The following is a 22,927-nucleotide window of genomic DNA, read 5'->3' as shown; positions in this document are numbered from 1 at the left end:
ATGGCACTGTCTGGGTGAATGGCGATAATGGCTATATTGCCATGCAGGTCAGTGGGTTAGAAGTGCTTCCGGGGGCCGGTCTCACGGATTCAGGATTAGGTGAACAGACCTGCGTTATTAATTAATGGGGATGATTGATGCGGTAGCCAAAACCGCGCTGGGTGGTAATCAAAGAGTCCTTTGACGGGCTAATGTCCAGCTTGCTGCGCAGTCGGCGAATATAGACATTGACGATATTAGTCAGCGGGTCTTCAGAGGCTCCCCATACGCTTGAAAGAATACGTTCCCGGCTAAACAGCTTGCCTGGTGACGACATTAACAGCTCAAGTATCGCCAGCTCCTTAGGTGTCAGCTCAATACGCTGGCCAGCCCTTGTGGCGCAACACTGCTCTCGATCCAAACAGAGATCCCCCACCCATAGCAATTTATCAGGCGAGCAAGCATGCCCCACGTGCCTGCGTGTCAAGGCACCTAATCTTGCCAGCAACTCTTCAAACGCAAACGGTTTTGCTAGATAGTCATCCGCGCCGGCTTCAAGCCCAGATACTGTATCTTCCACACTATCCAGTGCAGTTAACATCAACACAGGAAACGTAATACCAGCGGTGCGCAAGTTGCGGCATACCTCAATGCCCCCTATATCAGGTAGCAGGCGATCTAAAATGATAACCGGTCGCGTCGTTTCCATATCGCGAGCGCACTGAATAATATGCAGCAGCGCCGTTTGGCCTTCGCTAAAAGCGTCTACACGATGCCCTTCGGCCGTTAATCCCCGGTACAGAAAATCGCGAATTCGCGCATCGTCTTCAACCAATACAATATGCATAGCCAATATTTACCTAACCTATAGATGACATCATGATAAGCCTGACTCAGCGGATAACACGTAAGAGACATGCACAGGTAAATGTAGTCGCGCGATACAACCGCCCTTTGCCGCTCCTTCAATTTGCAGTTGCCCGCCGTGTAAGCGTGTTAGCAGCATAGCAATGGCAAGCCCTACACCTTGGCCATCAGGGCGATGATGACGTGCATTAGCACTACGATAACCTCGCTCAAAAATACGCTGCTCATCGCTGTTTGGCAGACCAATCCCCTGGTCACGAACACATAACTCCCATAGGCGCTTACCCTGCTTCTCTTCCTGACTGGCGGTAATATAAACAGGGCCATCTGGATAAGAGTACTGAACAGCGTTATCCAACAGTATCCCAAATATCTGTTGTAGCCGCTGGGCATCGCCTAATACGGTGGTCGTTTCTAGGTTTTCAGTATGCAGCTTAATATTGCGCAGCCTCCCTAAGGTCGATGCCTGTCCAATAGCATCTTGCAGACACACCACAGGATCGAGTGGCTGACGCTGGACCTGCCATTCAACAATATTGCTACGTGCCATGGTCAGCAGGTCACTAATGACATCTGCAAGATGAGCTGCATCACTCGCAATACGGCGCAGTGCCTGGCGATACTCCTCCTCGCTGCGTGGCCTGCCACGCAAGGTAATCTCGGCTTCTCCACGTATGGATGTGGTAGGCGTGCGCAGCTCATGACTGATATCTTCTAACAGTTGCTGGCGTTGCTGCCCAAGCTGGCGAAGCCTAGTCAACGCATCCTCTAACTCACGGGTGCGTACCTCTACTAGGTCCTCTAGACGTTGTTGGCGATCCTGTTCGGTCTGGCGATGTTGATGCAGTTCAATTGCCATCAGGTTCATACGTGCCGCCACCCTGCCAAATTCGTCACGCATACCTTCATCCAAACGATGATGAAGGTTACCCAGCTGAAAAGCTTTAGCGCCCGTCACCAGCTCATGGATAGGTCGCCGTAAGGCACGGGCAAAGTACCAGAACATGCCCACAACGGTGAGGGTGAGCGTGATACTGGCTAAGACAGCAAAGGTAATAAGCTGCTGGAGTGAACGGTCTGCATCGCTGCGCTGATTGGATAGTAGCGTTCGCTCGCGTGCCAAAGCATCCGCCAATATCACCTGTAGACGCTGGCCATCCATTAAATCGAACTGCTCTGCGTCAGGTGAAATCGACATTGCCAATACGGCGGCTTCCAATGCCTGAAAAAGCTTATTAAAGATCGCTAATGCGGCCCGGCGCTCAGCTATAAGGTTGCCAGATGGTTCATTTTCAGGCGTTGATTGCGCGGCCAACCGATCACTGTTTACTTGTAGTCGCTGTAAATGGGACTGCATTTCTTGCAGTAAAAAATCACGCTGCTCTAGATCAGGTTGGGAGACATTCTGGGCTTGGGCAAGCCACGTTCGAAGGCGATTTTTACTATCTGAAAAGGCTAAAAAGCCAGCATGTAGGTCGCTGGAGAGCCGCCCTAGCTCGACTTTTTGTCGGGCACCATCAATGGCCCATATAGCTACCCCGCCTTGAATAAGCGCAAGCATCGTAAGCACAACCAGCGCAAACCCAAGGCGGCGTTGGAACATAAGCGGTTATTTCCACAGGAGCTAAAAGTCGCTTTACTGTCAAACCTTTCGCTCATAAATTCAATGCTCAGCGACTTTAAATTCAAGCGGAGACGCTTAGAAAAACAGCTTCTTCAGCGCTTGGCCTGGGTCACTTTCACGCATAAAGGCTTCACCGACGAGGAAGCCGTTGACACTATGGTCACGCATTAGCGCAACGTCATCGCGGGTATGAATGCCAGACTCGGTAATTACCGTGACGCCTTCAGGAATGCGCGGCAGTAGATCAAGCGTCGTATTAAGACTGGTTTCAAAGGTATGCAGGTTGCGGTTATTAATGCCTACCAGTTTCAGATCCAATGCCAGTGCTCGCGCTAGCTCGTCGGCATCGTGGACTTCAACCAACACATCCATGCCTAACTGAATAGCCTGCTGATTTAGGTCGCGTAGTTGGGCGTCGTCCAGGGCGGCAACAATCAACAGAATACAGTCAGCGCCTATCGCTCTTGCTTCACAGACCTGATAGCCGTAGGTGATAAAGTCTTTGCGAATCACTGGCAGCGAACATACGTCACGGGCAGCTATCAGATAGTCTTCATGACCTTGAAAAAAGTCAGCATCGGTAAGTACCGAAAGACAGGCAGCGCCGCCCTGGGCATAGCTCTTAGCAATATCCGAGGGGTGAAACTCTTCGCGAATAACACCTTTTGAGGGCGAGGCTTTTTTGACCTCGGCGATCACCGCTGGATCACCCGCCGCAATGCGCGCATTCAGGGCGTCAATAAAGCCACGCGGTGCGCTCTGCTTTTCGCCTAAAGCAAGTAGATCCGCTTCCGAAACTGCCTGACGGCGCTCTGCCACTTCCTGGTTTTTACGAGCCAGAATGCGCGTTAAAATAGTCGGCGTTGCCTGTCGAGTCATGTTGGTCTCTTACTGTTTAAAAACGCTAGTAAAGTGCGAAAGCTCTTTGAGCTTCTCAAGCGGCAGTTTGGAGGCTTGCGCATCCTGGGCCACCATCACACCCTCTTTTAAGGTATCCGCGACGCCCGAACAGTAGAGCGCAGCCCCCGCATTAAGCGCGACCATATCGGCAGCGGCGCCTTCACCGGAAAGTGCTGCCTTGACCAAGCGCAGGCTGTCTTCTGCACTATTGGCCTTCAATGTTGCCAGGCTCTGACGCTCTATCCCTAACTTCTCAGGTGTAATGGTGTATTGGGTAATCACACCCTCTTTTAACTCGGCCACTAAAGTGGGGCCTGCTAAGGAGATCTCATCCAGACCATCTTCAGAGTGCACCACCATGACATGGCGGCTACCCAGGGTTTTGAGCACTTCGGCCATTAGCGGCACTAATTCTGCGGCGTAAACACCCAGCACTTGGTTGGGAGCACCAGCGGGATTGGTTAACGGACCTAAAATATTAAACAGCGTGCGCACACCCATTTCACGACGCGGGCCAATGGCATAGCGCATCGCTGGGTGATGATTCGGGGCGAACATAAAGCCCACCCCCACCTGCTCGATACAGCGTGCGACCTGCTCAGGTTTAAGATCAAGGTAGATACCCGCCACATCAAATAGATCAGCACTACCCGATGAAGACGACACGCTGCGATTTCCGTGCTTTGCCACGTGCGCGCCAGCGGCAGCAGCAACAAAGCTGGCTGCGGTGGAAACGTTAAACAGATTCGCGCCGTCGCCTCCAGTACCAACAATATCGACGATATTTTCGGCCTTCAATTCAACGCGCTTCATCAGTTCGCGCATTACCTGCGCAGCGGCGCTGATCTCAACGGCACTTTCACCTTTCATAGCTAGGCCTACCAGCAGGCCGCCAATTTGCGCGTCAGATGCATCGCCGGTCATGATCTGGCGCATCAAGGCGTGCATGGCATCAAAAGAGAGGTCTTCGCGGCGCATCACCGCATTAATCGCGTCTCGCATTTGCATGAGCAGAGGAGCCCCTAAAGCGTGTGAAACCGGCAATCAGCCGCGTTTTAAAAAGTTGGCCAGTAACTCATGGCCTTGACGGGTAAGAATCGACTCGGGATGAAACTGCACCCCTTCGATATCCAACTCCCGGTGACGAAGTCCCATGACTAAACCGGGGGTGACGTCATCGTCGCCTGTCCAGGCGGTAATTTCCAAGCAATCGGGCAGCGACTCTTTATCAACCACTAGCGAGTGATAGCGAGTCACCTCAACGGGGTTATCCAGCCCTTCAAACACGCCTTGGTTATCATGCAGCACGGCAGAGGTTTTGCCATGCATCACTTGCGGGGCACGCACTACTTTGCCGCCATAAACCTGACCAATCGCCTGATGCCCTAGGCAAACGCCCAAAATAGGCAGCTTGCCAGCAAAGTGTTCGATGGCAGCCATGGAAATACCCGCCTCGTTGGGCGTACAAGGCCCCGGCGATACCACTAAGTGCGTTGGCGCCAGCGCTTCAATCTGCTCAATGGTAATCTCATCATTACGATGAGTGATCACCTCTGCGCCCAGCTCACCAAGATACTGCACGATGTTAAACGTGAAGCTGTCGTAGTTATCCAGCATAAGGACTTTCTGAGCCATAACTGCTTGATACTCCTATCACTGTCGTTGCAATGGCTCATGCGTTACCCAGGTCGGTAATGTGCTGCCATCTACTTTATGCCTTCGATGATACCGCAACCAAGCGCCCTCTTGCAGGGGTTAAGTGTCGCCTCGGCTCAGCCGACAGGCCGCGTACTTAAACTCAGGGATTTTGCCGTAGGGGTCGAGGGCCGGGTTAGTGAGCAGATTGGCCGCGGCCTCAGCATAAGCGAACGGCACAAACACCATACCATCGGGAATTTTAGGGTCGACTCGTGCAGCTAGGGTAATGGTGCCCCGCCGAGTGGTAATAGTAAGCCGCCCTCCCGGCGCAACGCCCAAGCGGTTGAGTTCGCCAGGGGAAAGGCTGGCAACTGCATCAGGCTCCAGAGCATCTAATACACCACTACGCCGTGTCATTGATCCGGTATGCCAATGCTCTAACTGCCGCCCAGTGGTCAGCACTGTGGGATAGGCATCATCCACCGGTTCGTCGGGCGGCAACGGCCGGGTGGGCGAAAACTTGGCACGGCCACCTACACGTGGGAAAGCATCACTAAACACCACATCCTGCCCCTGGACGTCATCGGCAGCGCAGGGGTAGGTAACCGAGCCTTCCCGCGCCAGCCGCTCCCAACTGATGTGATTCAACGAGGCCATGCCCTGCTGCATTTCGCTAAATACTTCGCGAGGATGGACATAATTCCACGCCAACCCGAAGCGCTTGGCGATCTCTTGAATAATCCACCAGTCAGGCTTGGCCTCGCCCGGAAGTGGCAGTGCCGCCCGCCCCAGTTGAACCTGACGATTGGTGTTGGTTACTGTGCCCTCTTTTTCCGGCCACGCGGAAGCAGGCAGAATCACATCGGCAAACTGCGCGGTTTCAGTCACGAACAGATCCTGCACGACCAAATGCTCAAGCTTGCCTAGAGCCGCCCGGGCGTGGTGAAGGTCAGGGTCGGACATCGCCGGGTTTTCACCCAGAATATACATACCCCGCACCTGGCCTGCATGAATGGCATTCATTATCTCAACCACCGTAAGACCCGGCTCGGCATCCAACGGCGTGTTCCACAGCTCTTCAAAAGCGGAGCGTAGTTGGGCATCGCCTACCGGCTGGTAGTCCGGCAGCACCATGGGAATCAGCCCAGCGTCAGAGGCGCCCTGTACATTATTTTGCCCGCGCAGCGGATGCAGCCCGGTACCGGGGCGACCAGTATGACCGCATGCCAGAGCCAAGGAGATCAAGCAACGGGCATTATCCGTACCGTGGGTATGTTGCGAAACACCCATCCCCCAGAAAATCATCGCTTTGTCGGCATTGGCATAACGCCGGGCAACATCGCGTATCACCTCCGGGGCAACGCCGCACAGCTCACTCATCGCTTCCGGCGTGCTCATTGCCACGCTCTGTTTCAGCGCTTCAAAGCCTTCGGTATGCTCGGCGATGTACGTCTCGTCATATAGCCCCTCAGCGATAATTACCTGGAGAATAGCGTTAAAAAGCGCCACATCGGCACCCGGTGTAAACCTTACGCTCAAAGTAGCGTAGGCATCCAACGCCTGACCGCGGGGGTCAATAATAATAATCTGAGTGCCGCGCTTGGCAGCCTGCTTAAAAAACGTTGCGGCCACGGGGTGATTTACGGCGGGATTGCAGCCAGTGAGAATCACCACACCCGCGTCTAGCGCTTGCATAAACGAGGCGGTCACTGCGCCAGAGCCTAAACACTCCATCAGCGCTGCCACGGAGCTTGCATGGCACAGTCGTGTACAGTGGTCGACGTTGTTGTTACCAAAGCCGGTGCGCACCAGTTTTTGGAACAGCCATGCCTCTTCATTGGAGCACTTGGCGCTGCCAAACCCTGCCAGTGCTTTGGAACCATGTTCGGTTTTAAGCGTAACCAAACCGTCCGCCGCTGCGGCTAGCGCCTCTTCCCAAGTGGCCTCACGAAAATGCGTAAGTGGCTGAGCAGGATCAAAGCTAGGATCCAGGCTTTTCGGAACGCCGGGCTTGCGAATCAGCGGCGTTTTTAAACGCGCTGGATGGCTAGGGTAATCAAAACCAAAACGCCCTTTAACGCATAGCCGGTTGTGGTTAGAGGGGCCGTCGCGCCCTTCAACAAAAGCAATGGCATCGTCTTTAATATGATAAGTAAGCTGGCAGCCCACGCCGCAGTAAGGGCAAACTGAATCTACTTGGCGATCGACTGCCTTTGAGTCGCCCTGCCCCATAGCGTTGATTAACGTTGTCGGCATGAGCGCACCTGTCGGGCACGCCTGTACGCACTCACCGCAACCTACACAGGTGCTTGCGCCCATAGGGTCGTCAAAGTCGAAGACGATTTTGGACATAGCACCGCGATGAGCAATACCAATCACATCGTTACTTTGTACTTCACGGCAGGCACGCACGCAGAGCGTACACTCGATACAGGCGTCTAAATTGACTTGCATGGCAGGATGGCTGGTGTCGGCCGCTTTATTCACGCTCACCAACGCTTCATGCCGTGGTGGTAGCCAAGCTTTTACGGCACTCTCTTCAACACCCAACTGGTCGGCCATAGCCCAAAAGTGACTGGAGCGATCAGGGCTCTGTTCACGGGAGGGCTGATCCGCCATTAGTAGCTCTAAAACCCCTTCCCGAGCAATTTTAGCCCGTTCGGAGCTTGCGCTGCGAACCACCATATTGGGCGTGGCCTCACGTAGGCAGCTCGCTGTTAAGGCCCGCTCGCCCTCCACCTCGACCATACAAACACGGCAGTTGCCATCGGCGCGATAACCCGGGGCGTCTTTGAAGCATAAATGGGGAATGGTTTCCCCTGCGCGTTTAGCGACCTGCCATAGGGTTTCACCGGCGTAAGCGGTGACTTCATGACCATCCAGTGTTAAGGCAAAAGAAGCCTTCATGGCATACCCCTTTCAGCAACCTGTTCTGAGGCATCGCTGACAATAATCTGCTGCTGGGCAAGCTCAGCACGAAAATCGGCTAGTAGCCCTAATACAGGATTTGGCGCTGCCTGCCCTAAACCGCAAATAGAAGCATCCTGCATCACCTGAGCCAGGCGGGTGAGCTGGCTGATATTCCAGTCGTTGCGCGTTAACAATGTGAGCATTTTTTCGGTGCCTACCCGGCAAGGGGTGCATTGACCACATGACTCATCGGCAAAGAAGGCTAACAAGTTGGTCGCCACCGCCTGCAAATTATCCTGCTGGGAAAGCACGATCACTGCGGCTGAACCAATAAAGCAACCATGCTCTTGGAGCGTATCGAAATCCAGTGGGATATCCGCTTTGCTGGCGGGTAAGATACCGCCCGAAGCACCACCGGGCAGATAAGCCGCTAACTGGTGCCCCTCCGCCATACCGCCGCAGTATTCATCAATGAGTTCGCGCAGGGTGATTCCCGCAGGCGCTAAGCAAACGCCAGGATGCTTTACACGGCCCGATACTGAAAAACTGCGCAGGCCTGAGCGCCCATTGCGGCCATGTCCAGCAAACCACTCGGCCCCTTTGCGCCAAATGGGCGCTATCCAATATACCGTCTCGACGTTATTGACCAGTGTCGGGCGATTAAACAGCCCCTGCTGAGCCACATAGGGTGGACGATGGCGAGGCTTGCCAGGTTTGCCTTCCAACGACTCGATCAACGCCGACTCTTCGCCACAAATGTACGCTCCAGCACCACGACGCAGAACGATATAGCCCGCCACCAGCAACCCCGCTTGCTCAAGCTCGTGAATCGCTTCGCGCAGCACGCGATGTAACCCCGGATACTCGTCACGCAGATAGATATACAACGCCTGCGCTTCGATCGCCCAGGCGCTAATCAACGCACCTTCCAAAAACTGGTGGGGGGATTTTTCAAGATGATAGCGATCTTTAAACGTGCCCGGTTCACCTTCATCGGCGTTGATAACGCAATAATGTGGCCCGGCTGCTTGGCGGACAAAATGCCACTTTTTAAAGGTGGGAAAGCCAGCGCCACCAAGCCCTCTTAGCCCTGCGTTTTCCAGCGTCGACATTAATTCGTCAACGCTAACATTGCCCTTACGGCAGTCGCTCAACAGTTGATACCCGCCCTCCTGCTGATACGCCTGAAGCCGCTGCCATAAAATCGCTTCTGGATGAAAATGGCCCGTATCCACGATGGCCTCTACCCCTTCTGCAGTGGCAAACTGCACATGGTGGTGGCCCACTTCAACCACTGGCGCACTGTCACAACGGCCCATGCAGGGGGCACGTAACACACGCACCAGTTCCGGATCAAAGCCCGCTTCCAGTTTGGCTTTAAGCTGGGCAGCGCCAGCTAACTGACAGGAGAGGGAGTCGCATACCCGAACGGTGGTATCAGGCGGCGGCGCTTGTCCGTCATGTACCACATCAAAATGGGCATAGAAGGTGGCTGTTTCGTAAACCGCCGCCATAGGTAGGTTCATGTAGGCCGCCAATGCCCGCAGCTCTACCATCGATAAATGGCCGTGGGCATCCTGAATGGCATGCAGATGCTCAAGCAACTGATCGCGCTGGCTCAATTCAGGCTGGATTCGCTCATCACCCAGCAATGCGCGCAATGTCACTAACGCGACGGGGGATAAATCACGGCCTTGTGGATGGCCACGCCGACGCCGTAAAGAAGAAACACTTCGGTCAGTCATAAGGCACGCTATGCTTAAAGGAGTAATATGACTAAGCATAGTGGCAGTTATGCTCGCTGGGAACCATCCTATGGATACTCCCCCTAATCAGTGGTTGCTTATTGCAACTGGCAACGAGCCAGCGCAATCACTATCATCTGCTGTCTTTCTTGATGGCTGTCATGTTCGATGGCTTTCTCTACAGTTTGGAGCGCGGGATGTACAAGCGGGTTACCTGGTTGAGTACGCTCTTATTCGTTGCGCTGTTAAGTGCGGCTCCCGCCTACGCGACTACTTCACTCAGAGTCCTGGCGTCATTTTCTGTTCTGGAGGATTTGGTCAAGCGGGTGGCCGGAGATACCGTCAATGTTAAGGTCATCGTCCCTGCTGGGGAGGATGTTCACCGCTGGGAGCTCACACCGCCCAATGTGCTCGCGCTAGAAGAGACTAATATCGTATTTTATAACGGCTTAGGCTTAGAGCCTTGGATACATCATGTTCAAGCAATGGCCGACGACCAACTCACCTTAGTGGAAGTGGCAAAAAAAGCCGACTTCACTCCGCTAACGATCTCCACTGGGCAGTATAAAGAGGAGCCTGACCCCCATATGTGGATGGATCCGCGAGGAGCTATGGCCTATATCGATGTGATTGCCGCCACGTTAGCAGAGCACCTTCCCGAGCAAGCCGATGCCTTCTATGCCCGCGCTGAAGAAACGCATAAAGCGCTTACTGCCCTCAATCAAGTCTTGAAAGAGCGGCTCGACGGCATCCCCCACACCAATCGCACGCTTATCACCAGCGAAGCCGGTTTTGGTTATTTTGCCCGGGCCTATGCGTTTGAGGCACAGGGAGTATGGGGAGTAAATCATGAGACCCAAGGCAGCGCCCAGGCGATGGCTAAAATGAGCGAATACCTTGGTGAGAAACGCCCACGCCCGTCCGCGCTTTTTTATGAAAGCACCACCGCGAATATTCATATGGATGCCTTGTCGAGGGAGACCGGCATCCCCCTCGCCGGGCCGCTGTATGTAGACTCACTAAGCCGTTCAGATGGCCCAGCCGTCAACTACCCGGCCATGATGCGTCATAATGCAGATGTAATGCACGCGGCCCTTGGTGGCGCCAGGGCCGAGTAATCGACCCTGGCGCTGCTAAGGTTTTGTACTACTGGTTTTGTACTACTGGTTTCATGCTAGAGATTATCTAATCCCCGCTCGGCCATGGCCACTGCACGGAAGATAGCCCGCCCCTTGTTAAGCGTTTCCTGCCACTCCATTTCAGGCACCGAATCAGCCACAATGCCAGCTCCTGCCTGCACATGCAGTTGACCGTCTTTAATCACGGCGGTACGGATTGCGATGGCGGTGTCCATATTGCCGTGCCAAGAGAGATAGCCTACCGCCCCAGAGTAGATACCGCGCTTAACCGGCTCCACCTCATCAATAATTTCAAGTGCGCGAATTTTGGGTGCTCCAGAAACAGTCCCCGCCGGGAAAGTAGCACGCAGAGCATCCATCGCTGTTAAGCCAGGCTTTAACTTGCCAGTGACGTTAGAAACGATATGCATCACATGGGAGTAGCGCTCAACCACCATTTGATCAGTCACTTCTACGCTGCCCGTTTGGCAGATCCTGCCGACGTCATTACGCCCCAGGTCAATTAGCATCAAGTGCTCGGCAAGTTCTTTAGGATCCGCTAGCAGTTCTGCCTCTAAGGCATCGTCTTCCTCTTCGGTTTTACCGCGCTTGCGGGTACCCGCAATAGGCCTTACGGTTACCTCACCCTCCTCCATACGGGTCAGAATCTCCGGCGAGGAGCCCACCACGTGGTGGTCGTCCAAATTAAAGAAAAACATATAGGGCGATGGGTTAAGGCTGCGTAGCGCGCGATAAAGATCTAGCGGTGACGCCTGATAAGGAATCGACATGCGCTGGGAGGGCACGCACTGCATGATATCCCCTGCCAGCACATACTCTTTGATTTTATCAACCGCGGCTTTAAAGCCCTGCTCGGTAAACCCTGAGTTAAAATCGCTCTCTTTCACCGGCTGCCGACCGCTACCCGCATTATTGGGGCTGATGTGCGCTTCGCGCAGGCGGGTTTCAAGGTGTTTGAGGTGTGCCTGGCCGCGTTCAAGGGCATCTGGTTCAGCAGGATCAACGTGGGTCCAGATGGTTAGCCGCCCGGAAAGATTGTCGAACACCACAAAATCATTGCACACCATCAGTAAGATATCGGGCACATTTAACGGGTCAGGCTTATCGGCGCCTGCGCGCAGGCGCGGTTCGATATAACGAATGGTGTCGTAGCCAAAGTAACCGACTAAGCCCCCGTCGAAGCGCGGCTGATCATCCAGCTTGGGCACCTTAAAGCGGCTCTGGAATTTTTCAATCCACGCTAGCGGGTCTTCAACTTCAGCAACGCCAACGGCCTCCCCATCTTTAATATGGCGCACTGTAAAGCCGCGAACCTCAATACGCTCATGGCTGGGCAGGCCAATCATTGAGTAGCGCCCCCACTTTTCGCCCCCCTGTACGGACTCAAATAAGAAAGTCCAGGGTGTATTCGCCAACTTTAAATAGGTGGATAGCGGCGTATCTAAATCGGCGAGTACATCACGCGAAACAGGAATTCGGTTATAGCCTACCTGGCTAAGCTCTTGAAAACGTTCCGGGGTCATCATTACGCGGTCCTTGTCGCATGGGGTGCGGGCATCAATAATTCAGTTAACGATGTGATCATTAAGTCAGGCTGACTGTGTTCAATCGGCTCGCCGTGGTTATAGCCATAGGGCAAAGCGAGTGTGGCAAAACCGGCGGCTTTACCTGCTGCCATATCGTGGCGAGAATCGCCCACCATAATGCATTCAGCAGGCGCAATTTGGCACAAATTAGCCGCGTGGAGTAGCGGCAAAGGATCAGGCTTCTTTTTAGCCAGTGAATCCCCGCCGACCCACAGGGTAAAAAACGTCAGCAAGTTGAAGTGTTCCAATAATGGTTCAATAAAGCGCTCGGGCTTGTTGGTAATTAACACCAACGTCAGCCCCTCTTGATGCAGCGCCTTTAGTGCTTCCTCAACTCCAGGGTAAAGCGTCGTAAGGGTGTTGGGCGATGCACCGTAGTACGCCATAAAAGCGTTAAAGGCGCGGGTTTGAAGCGCCGACTCTGGCGCGGCTTGCAAGGCCCAGGTTAATGCTCTTTCAACCAATACTGGCGCCCCATTGCCAACCCAATCGCGCACTTCCGCTTCATTGGGCACGCGCAAATCAAGCTCACTAAGTGTGCGCGCCACGGCAGCGGCAAGATCGGGCACTGAATCAATCAGCGTGCCATCCAGGTCAAACGCAATCAGCCGCTTTCCTTGTAATATTGGATGTAGATTTGAATGCACCTTGCTGTCCTCTGGTTTTATCGACGGCTGAAAACCTTTACGGACACTGCTGTGCCGTTCGCTTTTATGGTAGCCCTTCAAGCTCAGCAGCTATCTTACCTGTTCAAGGCTGCCTTTCGCATTAGTCAGGAGCCTTAGAAGCTTCTATGCTGGAGCTAATTTAGCCGAGGAGTAAATGATGGCCATACCCAGAATCGTGATTGTTGGCGGTGGCGCAGGCGGATTAGCCCTTGCTACGCGTTTAGGGCATACGCTAGGCAAGCGCAAACGCGCTGAGATTGTGCTACTGGATCGTAATACCACCCATGTATGGAAACCGCTGCTCCACGAACTGGCCACCGGGGTACTGAACTCCAGCATGGATGAAGTGGATTACCGCGGACACTCTTCCGCCCACTTCTATCGCTACCAGCGTGGGTCGCTCACTGGCGTGGATCGCGAGCAGCAGGTGCTGCACTTGGCGCCAGTTCAAGATGAAGATGGTGAAGAGGTGTTACCCGCCCGAGAACTGACTTATGACTACCTAGTGATAGCATTGGGCAGTGTCTCAAATGATTTCGGCACGCCGGGAGTTGCTGAACACTGCCACTTTATTGATTCACCGCAGCAGGCTAAAGCGTTCCAACGGGATATGATCAATACGTTTCTACGCTATACAGACCCTACGCTGCGCCAGCATACGCTGTTAACGATAGGTATCGTGGGCGGCGGCGCTACCGGTGTTGAGCTGGCTGCTGAACTGTTTGATGCATCGCGCATGCTGAATGCCTATGGGGTTACCTCGTTAGATCATCAGCAAATCAGCGTGCATTTACTGGAAGCAGCACCACGCATACTGCCGGGTCTTTCCGAACGGGTCAGCCAAACGGTTCAAACGGAGCTTGAAAGCATGGGCGTGACGATTCACATCGGCACCGCCATTAAAGAAGCGCAGGCGCATCAGCTAGTCACCGACGACGGCGAGATTATTGAAACCGATATCAACGTGTGGGCAGCGGGCATTAAAGCACCCTCCTTTCTAGCAGATCTTGGCCTGACGACTAATAAGAAAAACCAGATTGAAGTAAAACGTACCCTGCAAAGCGTTGATGACGACAGAATTTTTGCCCTGGGCGACTGTGCCAGTTGCCCCATGGGGGAAGACAGTAGCGTGCCACCTCGCGCTCAGGCGGCCCATCAGCAGGCTAAGTTGCTAGCGAAAAACCTGATAAATCAATTAGAGGGGAAGCCACTAAAGGACTTCCGCTACCGGGATCACGGCTCGCTGGTATCGCTGGCTCGCTATGACGCGGTAGGCAATCTAATGCGTAGCGGCGCCTCCAAAGGGCTATTTTTAGAGGGCTGGCTGGCTCGCCAAGCCTATGCTTCGCTCTACCGTATGCACCAGCTCTCTATTCATGGGGTGCCGAAAACGGGGCTCGCCTGGTTAGTCGACAAGATCAACAAGTATTTAAAACCGCGTATGAAACTCCACTAAACGAAGCATACTTATTGCTTAGCCAGCGCCGCACGCATTTGTTTGATCACGGTGTCATAGCCGTGCGGGTCGCTGGCTTGGTGGGCGCTAAAAATGGCTGATCCCGCCACGAAGGTATCGGCGCCTGCGGCAGCAATCTCGGCGATATTATCTACTTTCACGCCGCCATCAATTTCTAAGCGAATATCCAAGCCTGAGGCGTCAATGCGTGCGCGAGCTTCGCGCAGCTTGTTCAGCGTGCCAGGGATAAAAGATTGACCACCGAAACCTGGGTTAACGCTCATCAGCAGTACCATATCGACTTTATCCATTACGTAGTCGAGATAGGAAAGCGGCGTGGCCGGATTAAACACCAAACCTGCTTTACAGCCGCCATCGCGGATTAGCTGTAGAGAGCGGTCGACATGTTCCGAGGCTTCCGGGTGGAAGGTAATGTAACTGGCGCCTGCTTCAATAAAGTCACTGATCATACGATCGACTGACTTGACCATTAAATGCACATCAATCGGCGCCGTCACGCCGTGGTTACGCAGCGCTTTACACACCATGGGGCCAATGGTGAGGTTGGGCACGTAGTGATTGTCCATCACGTCAAAGTGCACAACATCCGCGCCAGCGGCCAGCACGTTATCCACCTCTTCACCCAAGCGGGCAAAGTCGGCCGATAAAATAGAAGGAGCAATGAGAAAATCATGCGCAGCGGTCATATTCGATTCCTGCATAGTCGCCAGTGAAGTGATGCGAACACCCCTTTTCTGCCAGCAATAGCCAGCAATTAACAGTTGGGGGTTCTAATAAGGCGGCCTATCTTACCAGAGCCTGCGCATTGTCCTAGCACCTGCGGCGTATCAACAGCCACTCTGCTGGTAAAGGTTTACCCTTAAGCACACTTATATTCTTAAAAAGAATATAAAACATGATTGTAATTCCACAATGTTCGATTTAACCTTGCCATCATTGCGCCATGATGCGCTTAACGTTTCAAGGAGCTTTCCTATGGCACTGCCCCTCTTCTTCCGCCGCAGCCTAATTGCAATCGCCTTAGGCGCCAGCGTCAGTGGTTCAGCAATGGCCCAAGAGCGCGAACTGCTTAACTCATCTTACGATATTGCCCGTGAGCTGTTTGCTGCCGTTAACCCTGAATTTCAAGCGTGGTGGCAAGAAGAGCACGGTGAAGAGATTGCGATCAGCCAATCCCACGGCGGCTCTTCTGCTCAAGCCCGCGCTATCCTGCAAGGGCTGCGTGCCGATGTCGTGACCTTTAACCAGGTCACCGATGTACAGGTACTCGCAGATGCAGGACTGGTGGCAGAAGATTGGCAGGAAGCGCTTGAGAACAACGCATCGCCCTACTACTCCACTACCGCGTTCTTAGTACGTAAAGACAACCCAAAAGGGATTGAAAGCTGGGATGACTTGGTAAAAGAAGACGTTCAGATGGTCTTCCCCAACCCGAAAACATCAGGCAACGGCCGTTACACCTATTTAGCCGCATGGGGTTTTGCGGATAATGAATTCGATGGCGATGAAGAGCAGATCCAAGACTTCATGCGTACCTTCCTGCGCAACGTAGCCGTCTTTGATACCGGTGGCCGTGGTGCAACCACCAGCTTTATTGAGCGCGGCATTGGCGATGTACTGATCAGCTTTGAGTCGGAAGTCAATAATATCCGCAGCGAATACGGCAGCGACGATTATGAAGTTATCGTGCCACCGATGAGCATTTTGGCAGAATTTCCTGTTGCCGTTGTCGGCACGAACGCTGAACGTAACGGTAACAGTGATTTAGCGCAGAGCTATCTCGAATACCTGTACAGTGAAGATGCCCAGCGCCTACTCGCCGGCTTCAGCTATCGGGTTCACAACGAGGCAGTCGTTGAAGAGTTTGCAGATCAATTCCCTGACACCGAACTGTTCCAAGTGGAAGATGTGTTCGGTAGCTGGGATGAAGCGATGGAAGCGCACTTCGAAGGTGGTGCCCTGCTGGATCAATTACAGCGCCGTTAATCCTTATTCATGAGCACGTTTGAACTATGAGTCAACTCGCACTCAGGCGTCCCGGCAGCACACGTGTGCTGCCGGGTTTTGGCCTTTCTATGGGTATCAGCGTGCTATTTATCTCGCTGGTACTCCTACTGCCGATTACCGGCCTATTCGGACAGCTAGCGGAGCTTAGCCTCGCTGAGTACTGGGCGATCATTACAGAAGGTCGCGTGGTGGCAAGCTATGCCGTCACCATTGGCGCAGCGGCGGTCGCGGCATTGGTGAATGCCGTCTTTGGGTTACTGTTGGCATGGGTGCTCGTCCGCTATGAATTTCCGGGCAAACGCTTACTTGATGCGTTAATGGACTTACCCTTTGCCCTGCCGACCGCCGTAGCCGGTATTACCTTAGCCACGCTTTACGCTGGCAGCGGCTGGATGGGGCGTTTATTGGAACCGATGGGGTTTCAAGTCGCCTACACCTGGGTGGGCATTGCCTTGGCCATGGCGTTCACCAGTATTCCTTTTGTAGTGCGCACGGTACAGCCGGTGCTTGAAGATCTGCCGATTGAAGTCGATGAAGCGGCTATGTCACTGGGTGCTACCGACGGCGTTGCCTTTCGCCGCGTGATCATGCCGCATCTATGGCCAGCGCTGGTTACCGGCACGGGGCTTGCGTTTGTGCGCTCGCTTGGTGAATTCGGGGCGATTATCTTCATTGCGGGCAATATGCCATACGAAACAGAGATCACCGCGCTGATGATTTTCGTCAAACTTCAAGAGTATGACTATGCCGGAGCGTCCGCAGTAGCCTCCGTAGTGCTGTTTGTATCTCTGGCCCTGCTGCTGGCGATTAATATTTGGCAGGGTCGCTTTGTCAAACGGCTGCACGGAGGTAAGGGGTAATGCGTCGAATTGGTGATGCTCCGCTTGTTAGGCGGCTATTAATAGGCGCCGCTCTTGTGCTCTCAGCACTCTTCTTGCTGCTGCCTCTGGTGGCCATCTTTGCCCAGGCATTTTCCCAAGGCGTACTGGTATTTTGGGCAAATGTTAGCAATACGTTTACCCTGCACGCGATTGGCTTAACGCTTATGATTGCGCTATTAACCATTCCAGTATGTTTGGTTTTTGGTGTTGCGCTGGCGTGGCTGGTCACGCGCTTCAGCTTTCCTGGTCGGCGTATTTTACAAACCTTAATTGATATTCCGTTTGCCGTATCGCCGGTTGTCGCAGGTCTGATTTATCTACTGCTGTATGGCCGCAACGGCTGGATCGGCAGTTGGTTAGACACCCACGATATCCAGCTAATGTTCGCCTGGCCGGGGATTTTAATGGTGACCATTTTTGTTACCTGCCCGTTCGTTGCCCGTGAGTTAATTCCGTTAATGCAGGCTCAAGGCTCCCGCGAAGAGGAAGCAGCCGTAACCCTTGGGGCTTCGGGATGGACCACCTTCCGCCGCGTTACGCTACCTAATATTAAATGGGCGCTGCTTTACGGGGTCATCCTTACCAATGCCCGAGCAGTGGGGGAATTTGGCGCTGTTTCGGTGGTGTCAGGGGCTATTCGTGGCCAAACCAACACGCTCCCCCTGCACCTTGAGCAGCTTTATCAAGACTATAATGCCGTGGGAGCTTTCGCCTGCGCGGCCTTACTCGCATTCATTGCCCTACTCACGCTCGCCGCCAAGGCAGGGTTGGAATGGCGCGCATCGCGCCGGGAGGCATTTGCATGAGCATTCGCTTACAAAACATTGGCAAACATTTTGGTAATACCCAGGCATTAGAGCCGATAAATTTAGACATTAACGAAGGTGAATTAGTAGGGTTGCTCGGCCCTTCGGGCTCAGGCAAAACGACGCTATTGCGTATCATTGCGGGTCTTGAAAGCGCGGACCGAACGTCACAACAAAGTAAGATTCTGTTTGGTGAGCGCGATGTGACCAATGTGCATGTACGCGATCGACGGATCGGTTTTGTTTTCCAACACTATGCCCTGTTCCGCCATATGAGCGTTTATGACAACGTTGCATTTGGACTGACCGTGTTATCACGCAAGCAGCGCCCTAGCAGCGGTGAGATTCGTGCCCAGGTATTTAGACTGCTCGAAATGGTTAAGCTTGAGCATCTCGCCAAGCGTTACCCTGCTCAGCTTTCCGGCGGCCAGCAGCAACGCGTATCACTAGCACGCGCGCTGGCGGTTAAGCCTGAAGTACTGCTGCTGGATGAGCCCTTCGGGGCACTTGATGCAAAAGTTCGTCAGGAGCTTCGCCGCTGGCTGCGCCATCTGCACGATGAGCTTAACTTCACCAGCGTATTCGTCACCCATGACCAGGAAGAAGCGCTGGAGTTATCTGACCGGGTAGTGGTCATGAGTAACGGCCGCATTGAGCAGATCGATACCCCTGACGATCTCTACCGAACGCCAAAAAACCGCTTTGTATTTGAGTTTCTAGGTGATGTGAACCACCTGGAAGGCAAGGTAAGTAACGGCGTATTGACCTGCGGTGACGCCTATTGGCACGTTGACCTACCCGATGGACATCAAGAGTTGCTGCTGCGCCCTCACGAAGTGCGCCTAACTGAACAGCCAACCCATGAGAGTCATCTACCGGTCACTATCACAGCAATCTCGCCAGTAGGCGCTGAGGTTCGCGTAGAGCTGGAGGCTGACTGGCTAGCCCAACCGTGGCTAGCCACCGTACGGCATACTGATTTCGAACACTTGGCGCTTAGCCGTGGGCAACGCCTGTTCGCCCACCCCCGTCACTGGCGCCGGTTTCCAGACCAAGTATCAAAAACGGCTGAACAAACCCGCGTTGCATAACACCTAACCAGCCGCCCTTAATGGGGCGGCTCGGTTGAATAAACCTTGTTATTTCAAAAACGCATTTGCCTAAAGGTTAGACTTACCCGTGGCCCAACATCTTTCTTGGTTTTAGGAAGACTGTGCAGCCAGTGCGTCTGGGTAGTCCCCTTCATGATTAACAAACTGCCGTGCTTTAAAGTAAGCGACACACTCTCCCCTGATTTTTTGTGTTTAAACGAAAACTTCCTTTCGCCGCCTAAGCTCAGTGCCCCGATCACCCCATTCTCAACAAGGTCTTTTTCGGCGTCACTATGCCAACTCATGCCCTCGTCGCCTGAACTATAAAAATTACCCAAGCATGAATTAAAAGCATCGCCACACTCTTCTTCTACTCGCTGTTTAAGCTCACGTAACAAAGCGGGCCAGATTAGCGCTTTCTTTGTAACTCCCGAATACGTATACGAGACTGGTCGATCCGCATACCACGCGATCTTTCTTTGGGTGACAATTTCCTTCCCATAAATAAAAGCACGATCATGCTCCCAATCCATTTCGTTAATGCATTGATCTAAATAAATATCCGCAGTATCAGTCGTTAATACTTTACCGTAATAATAGGCAGCCCCACCCCGTGGCAGCAGGTTAATCAGCTTCATATCATCGTTTTCAAAAAGATCCATTAAGCATCTCCAATATTCCAAGCCATCTGCTATAGCCCCCGTTCGGCTAGGCGACACTTTCAGGCTGCACCTTAGTTAAGTATTTGCCGGGGGTCACACTAGAAGTAAACCCAAAATATCATTCCATGCACGCATCGTAGCGCGTGGTAACGAGTATGTGAGAGGAACGAACATAAGAGGCACCCGCGGGAGGGCGGCGCCAGCCGCCCCATGGCACTCAATCAATCCGCAGCTCTCCACATTACGCTGCTTCACTGCATTAGTAATGACAAGCCCAACCGAGTTGATCTATTTCGTCGTTACCTAAAGCTACTGCTTAGCTATTTTACGAAATATTAAAATAGAGCAAGAAACGGGTTTTTTCGATGCCGTCAAAAACCAATACTGAATTTTCATGAAGAAAAAATTCATGAGCCACCTTGGCAACTTTCGGCAAAAACTGAAAAAGGCCAATCACTGTTTGGCGGCAACAGGCTAAGAAAAAACCTTAAAAGGGACACAAGATGAAAGCAATAGATTATTTACGACTAATATCTTTAGCAGCTATCTGGGGCGCAAGTTTTCTTTTTATGCGCATAGCCTCACCAGCGATAGGGGCAATCAACACAGCTTTCTTTCGAGTCTTCTTTGGGCTGATTGGTTTAGCGATCATAATATTTTTTATAAGAAAGAGCCTAGACTTTAAAGAAAAATTAGGGAAAGTTTTGATATTGGGTACTATCAATTCAGGCATACCCTTTCTTATGTACAGCATAGCTGCCACATTATTACCTGCGGGCTATTCAGCAATACTGAATGCGACAACACCTTTAATGGGTGCCATGATTGGCTTTTACTTCTTTAGCGAGAGTTTATCGTTAAGAAAAATGTCAGGTATAACACTAGGTATTGTTGGCATTACCGTTATTACTACCGTGGGTGATTCAAATGTTGCTGGCAATATCTTCATTGGTATTACTGCCTGCATAGTCGCCACTATTGGTTACGGCTTTGCAGGCTTTCTTACCCGTAGATGGATAACCCAGCAGGGCGGTCTGGATTCAACGCTAGTGGCATTTGGCAGCCAACTAGGTGCAACCATTTTTCTCGCCCCTTTTTTAATTTGGAATATTTCATCTGGCCCTAACATTGATTGGCTACAAGGCGATGTTTGGATTAGCCTGCTGGCCGTGGGTTTTGTATGTACTTCCCTCGCCTATATTCTTTATTTTAGGTTGATCGCAGATATTGGCCCGTTAAGATCGCTTACCGTTACATTTCTTGTGCCGCCTTTTGCAGTGCTATGGGGCTTTTTAGTCCTCGGCGAAACAATATCCAGCGGTTTCTTACTTGGATCTCTGATCGTTTTAGTTTCCGTTTGGCTGATCGTGAGTCCTGATGCCCAGAAAGCAGCTTAAGAATTATGCTTTTTACAGAGTAGCAAAGGTACATCACGGCAAAGTATTATTTTTAAGAGATAGCCAAAAAACTATATCAGAGATGCATCGTCGTAATGGAACACACATTGTCACCAGATGACTTCTGATCAGAATCCGCGACTAGTTCTAAGTAAAAAGCTTCCCCTCATTACAGGGGAAGCAAATCCTTCCAACACCATTATGAAATCGAAACAACTTCAGCTACGGTTGTTGCCACCCGATAGTCGACATTATCTAACGCTTTAAAGTGGGCTTCCCCACATAAAATTTTCAGATTTTCTTCTACACGGCGCTTATTACTATCATGGGTCGTTTTAGTTTCACGGATCAAATAAATTTTTTGATCCGCTTCTAATACGACGGCCCAATCAGGATTGTAATCGCCAACTGGTGTAGTAATGGTAAACCAACGAGGCAATTTACAGAAAAACTTAACGTTGTCGGCACCATCTAACGCATGAGCAGTCTTTCGTTCGATTTGGGAGTCACACTCAATATAGTCATATGGTGTTTGAACCTGACTGCCTTGATTACCATGAAGCACTTGGTAAGAGCGATCCAAGTAGGTTTCAAGCTCCGGCTCATTAAACAACTCCATTTTGTAGTGTTCTCCGCCTAGCTTCTCGTAACGAATCCCATCTACCAGCAACTCATCAAGCGCATTCTTAATCTGTTTGGCGGTTTCAGTAATGAAGCCTTGAGGATTTGCTTTAAACTCTTCTAACCTATTGCAGTTACGAATTATCGTGAGCAATGTATCTCGTGTTAGATAAGTTCTCTCCTGCAAAATCCCGACCAAATCTGGTAACACTTCATGGGAGCTTACATAACGTTCTTTTGGAGTTGAGATTTGCCGATCACTACCAAAGCCAGCATTAGTAAGCTTACCCTGAGTATGTCCTATTGTAAGCGTAACCGGTTTTACCACCGGCATATTTTTAAGCTTGTGGCTGGCTAGATTCACCAGCTGTTGAGTATCAAAATGGATAGCGAAGCGGGTTTTTTGGCTGATTTTATCCCACAGTGCTTTGAAATCTGGGTTTAACTCTACCCGCTTATTGTACGTTACTGCTGTACGACCTCGTACATCTTTTATCCGTCCTGCGAACATAAAGCTGCGTAGACGGTCAATAATTTCATTTTCGAGGGCCTGGTAATCGTTGGGCACCTGCAGTTCAAAATAGAGATCATCCGGCTTGAACTTAGCGGTCAAGTCTCCTTTGACATCCAGATAGCCTTCTGCCTTTAATGCCTGCCAAAGATGACGGGATTTTTCCTGGCCTAGAGCTTCATTGTTACTAGCCGTTAAAGCGGCAAAGGCAATTGTCGGCACTCGTCCGAACTTGAAGCCACCGCCAATGTCTTTTTCCATCTCTGTTTGCAGGTTCTTCGCATACTCCTCAAAGGATTCGCTGGCTATGACCGTTAGACGATTGAGTTAAGCTCAAGTCTGGTGTATGGGAGGAGGTAGGAAGGGTGGCGTATCCTGTTGATTGATCACGACCAAGATCTCAACCAACACGAGTGGA

At 52.2% G+C, this 22,927-nt stretch carries 19 protein-coding genes; 7 read left to right on the top strand and 12 right to left on the bottom strand.

Translation table 11 applies throughout. The features are described from left to right. Positions 1-121: 121 nt before the first annotated feature. The 7 genes from ACQKE4_RS18530 to ACQKE4_RS18500 all read right to left on the bottom strand — a co-directional run bounded on the left by ACQKE4_RS18530 (position 122) and on the right by ACQKE4_RS18500 (position 9,663). On the bottom strand, positions 122-826 hold the full coding sequence (locus ACQKE4_RS18530; RefSeq protein ID WP_427389758.1) for a response regulator transcription factor: 705 nt from the start codon (positions 824-826) through the stop codon (positions 122-124). A 30-nt stretch (positions 827-856) separates the two neighbouring features. Next, the gene (locus ACQKE4_RS18525; protein ID WP_427389757.1) at positions 857-2,449 is read right to left on the bottom strand and encodes a sensor histidine kinase; all 1,593 of its coding nucleotides are present in this window, start codon (positions 2,447-2,449) and stop codon (positions 857-859) included. Positions 2,450-2,545: 96 nt separating this feature from the next. Continuing rightward, positions 2,546-3,349 (bottom strand): indole-3-glycerol phosphate synthase TrpC, encoded by an 804-nt coding sequence (gene trpC / locus ACQKE4_RS18520; protein ID WP_427389756.1) that lies wholly within the window; start codon positions 3,347-3,349, stop codon positions 2,546-2,548. 9 nt (positions 3,350-3,358) lie between these two features. Then, complete coding sequence (trpD, locus tag ACQKE4_RS18515; RefSeq protein ID WP_427389755.1) at positions 3,359-4,378, bottom strand: anthranilate phosphoribosyltransferase; 1,020 nt, start codon at positions 4,376-4,378, stop codon at positions 3,359-3,361. A gap of 36 nt (positions 4,379-4,414) precedes the next feature. Then, positions 4,415-5,005 (bottom strand): anthranilate synthase component II, encoded by a 591-nt coding sequence (locus ACQKE4_RS18510; protein ID WP_427389754.1) that lies wholly within the window; start codon positions 5,003-5,005, stop codon positions 4,415-4,417. Between the two features lie 120 nt (positions 5,006-5,125). Beyond that, positions 5,126-7,915: a formate dehydrogenase subunit alpha gene (gene fdhF / locus ACQKE4_RS18505; RefSeq protein WP_427389753.1), complete on the bottom strand. Its 2,790-nt coding sequence runs from the start codon at positions 7,913-7,915 to the stop codon at positions 5,126-5,128. Continuing rightward, a complete protein-coding gene (locus ACQKE4_RS18500; protein WP_427389752.1) occupies positions 7,912-9,663 on the bottom strand; it encodes an NAD(P)H-dependent oxidoreductase subunit E in 1,752 nt (583 codons plus the stop codon). Before ACQKE4_RS18500 ends, fdhF begins: the two co-directional genes overlap by 4 nt. A gap of 197 nt (positions 9,664-9,860) precedes the next feature. On the opposite strand from ACQKE4_RS18500, the gene ACQKE4_RS18495 reads away from it, so the two are divergent. Continuing rightward, positions 9,861-10,781: a metal ABC transporter solute-binding protein, Zn/Mn family gene (locus ACQKE4_RS18495; RefSeq protein WP_427389760.1), complete on the top strand. Its 921-nt coding sequence runs from the start codon at positions 9,861-9,863 to the stop codon at positions 10,779-10,781. A gap of 56 nt (positions 10,782-10,837) precedes the next feature. Here ACQKE4_RS18495 and trpE read toward each other — a convergent pair whose 3' ends face one another. Then, positions 10,838-12,325 (bottom strand): anthranilate synthase component I, encoded by a 1,488-nt coding sequence (gene trpE, locus ACQKE4_RS18490; protein ID WP_427389759.1) that lies wholly within the window; start codon positions 12,323-12,325, stop codon positions 10,838-10,840. 2 nt (positions 12,326-12,327) lie between these two features. Then, positions 12,328-13,035 (bottom strand): phosphoglycolate phosphatase, encoded by a 708-nt coding sequence (locus tag ACQKE4_RS18485; protein ID WP_427389751.1) that lies wholly within the window; start codon positions 13,033-13,035, stop codon positions 12,328-12,330. A 178-nt stretch (positions 13,036-13,213) separates the two neighbouring features. Here ACQKE4_RS18485 and ACQKE4_RS18480 point away from each other — a divergent pair, with 178 nt between their 5' ends. Beyond that, positions 13,214-14,512 (top strand): NAD(P)/FAD-dependent oxidoreductase, encoded by a 1,299-nt coding sequence (locus ACQKE4_RS18480; protein ID WP_427389750.1) that lies wholly within the window; start codon positions 13,214-13,216, stop codon positions 14,510-14,512. A gap of 11 nt (positions 14,513-14,523) precedes the next feature. Here the strand turns inward: ACQKE4_RS18480 and rpe are convergent, their stop codons facing one another. Further along, complete coding sequence (gene rpe / locus ACQKE4_RS18475) at positions 14,524-15,219, bottom strand: ribulose-phosphate 3-epimerase (protein ID WP_427389749.1); 696 nt, start codon at positions 15,217-15,219, stop codon at positions 14,524-14,526. Between the two features lie 289 nt (positions 15,220-15,508). On the opposite strand from rpe, the gene cysP reads away from it, so the two are divergent. Genes cysP through ACQKE4_RS18455 form a run of 4 tightly spaced genes read left to right on the top strand, consistent with a single transcriptional unit; the run spans position 15,509 to position 19,318 of the window. Further along, on the top strand, positions 15,509-16,519 hold the full coding sequence (gene cysP / locus ACQKE4_RS18470) for a thiosulfate ABC transporter substrate-binding protein CysP (protein ID WP_427389748.1): 1,011 nt from the start codon (positions 15,509-15,511) through the stop codon (positions 16,517-16,519). A 26-nt stretch (positions 16,520-16,545) separates the two neighbouring features. Further along, positions 16,546-17,400 (top strand): sulfate ABC transporter permease subunit CysT, encoded by an 855-nt coding sequence (cysT, locus tag ACQKE4_RS18465; protein WP_427389747.1) that lies wholly within the window; start codon positions 16,546-16,548, stop codon positions 17,398-17,400. Next, positions 17,400-18,227 (top strand): sulfate ABC transporter permease subunit CysW, encoded by an 828-nt coding sequence (gene cysW / locus ACQKE4_RS18460; RefSeq protein WP_427389746.1) that lies wholly within the window; start codon positions 17,400-17,402, stop codon positions 18,225-18,227. The genes cysT and cysW overlap by 1 nt, the downstream gene beginning before the upstream one ends. Further along, a complete protein-coding gene (locus ACQKE4_RS18455) occupies positions 18,224-19,318 on the top strand; it encodes a sulfate/molybdate ABC transporter ATP-binding protein (RefSeq protein ID WP_427389745.1) in 1,095 nt (364 codons plus the stop codon). Before cysW ends, ACQKE4_RS18455 begins: the two co-directional genes overlap by 4 nt. 53 nt (positions 19,319-19,371) lie before the next feature. Here the strand turns inward: ACQKE4_RS18455 and ACQKE4_RS18450 are convergent, their stop codons facing one another. Further along, positions 19,372-19,980: an alpha-ketoglutarate-dependent dioxygenase AlkB family protein gene (locus ACQKE4_RS18450; protein WP_427389744.1), complete on the bottom strand. Its 609-nt coding sequence runs from the start codon at positions 19,978-19,980 to the stop codon at positions 19,372-19,374. 503 nt (positions 19,981-20,483) lie between these two features. Here ACQKE4_RS18450 and ACQKE4_RS18445 point away from each other — a divergent pair. Further along, positions 20,484-21,377 carry a DMT family transporter gene (locus tag ACQKE4_RS18445; RefSeq protein ID WP_427389743.1) on the top strand — a complete coding sequence of 298 codons (894 nt, stop codon included), beginning with the start codon at positions 20,484-20,486 and terminating at the stop codon, positions 21,375-21,377. A gap of 199 nt (positions 21,378-21,576) precedes the next feature. Here ACQKE4_RS18445 and ACQKE4_RS18440 read toward each other — a convergent pair whose 3' ends face one another. Beyond that, on the bottom strand, positions 21,577-22,770 hold the full coding sequence (locus ACQKE4_RS18440) for a hypothetical protein (RefSeq protein WP_427389742.1): 1,194 nt from the start codon (positions 22,768-22,770) through the stop codon (positions 21,577-21,579). Positions 22,771-22,927 lie beyond the last annotated feature (157 nt).

The sequence above is a fragment of the Halomonas sp. NPDC076908 genome, from assembly GCF_050269715.1.
Taxonomy (GTDB): Bacteria; Pseudomonadota; Gammaproteobacteria; order Pseudomonadales; family Halomonadaceae; genus Vreelandella.
This window is presented reverse-complemented; position numbering and strand designations above follow the sequence as displayed.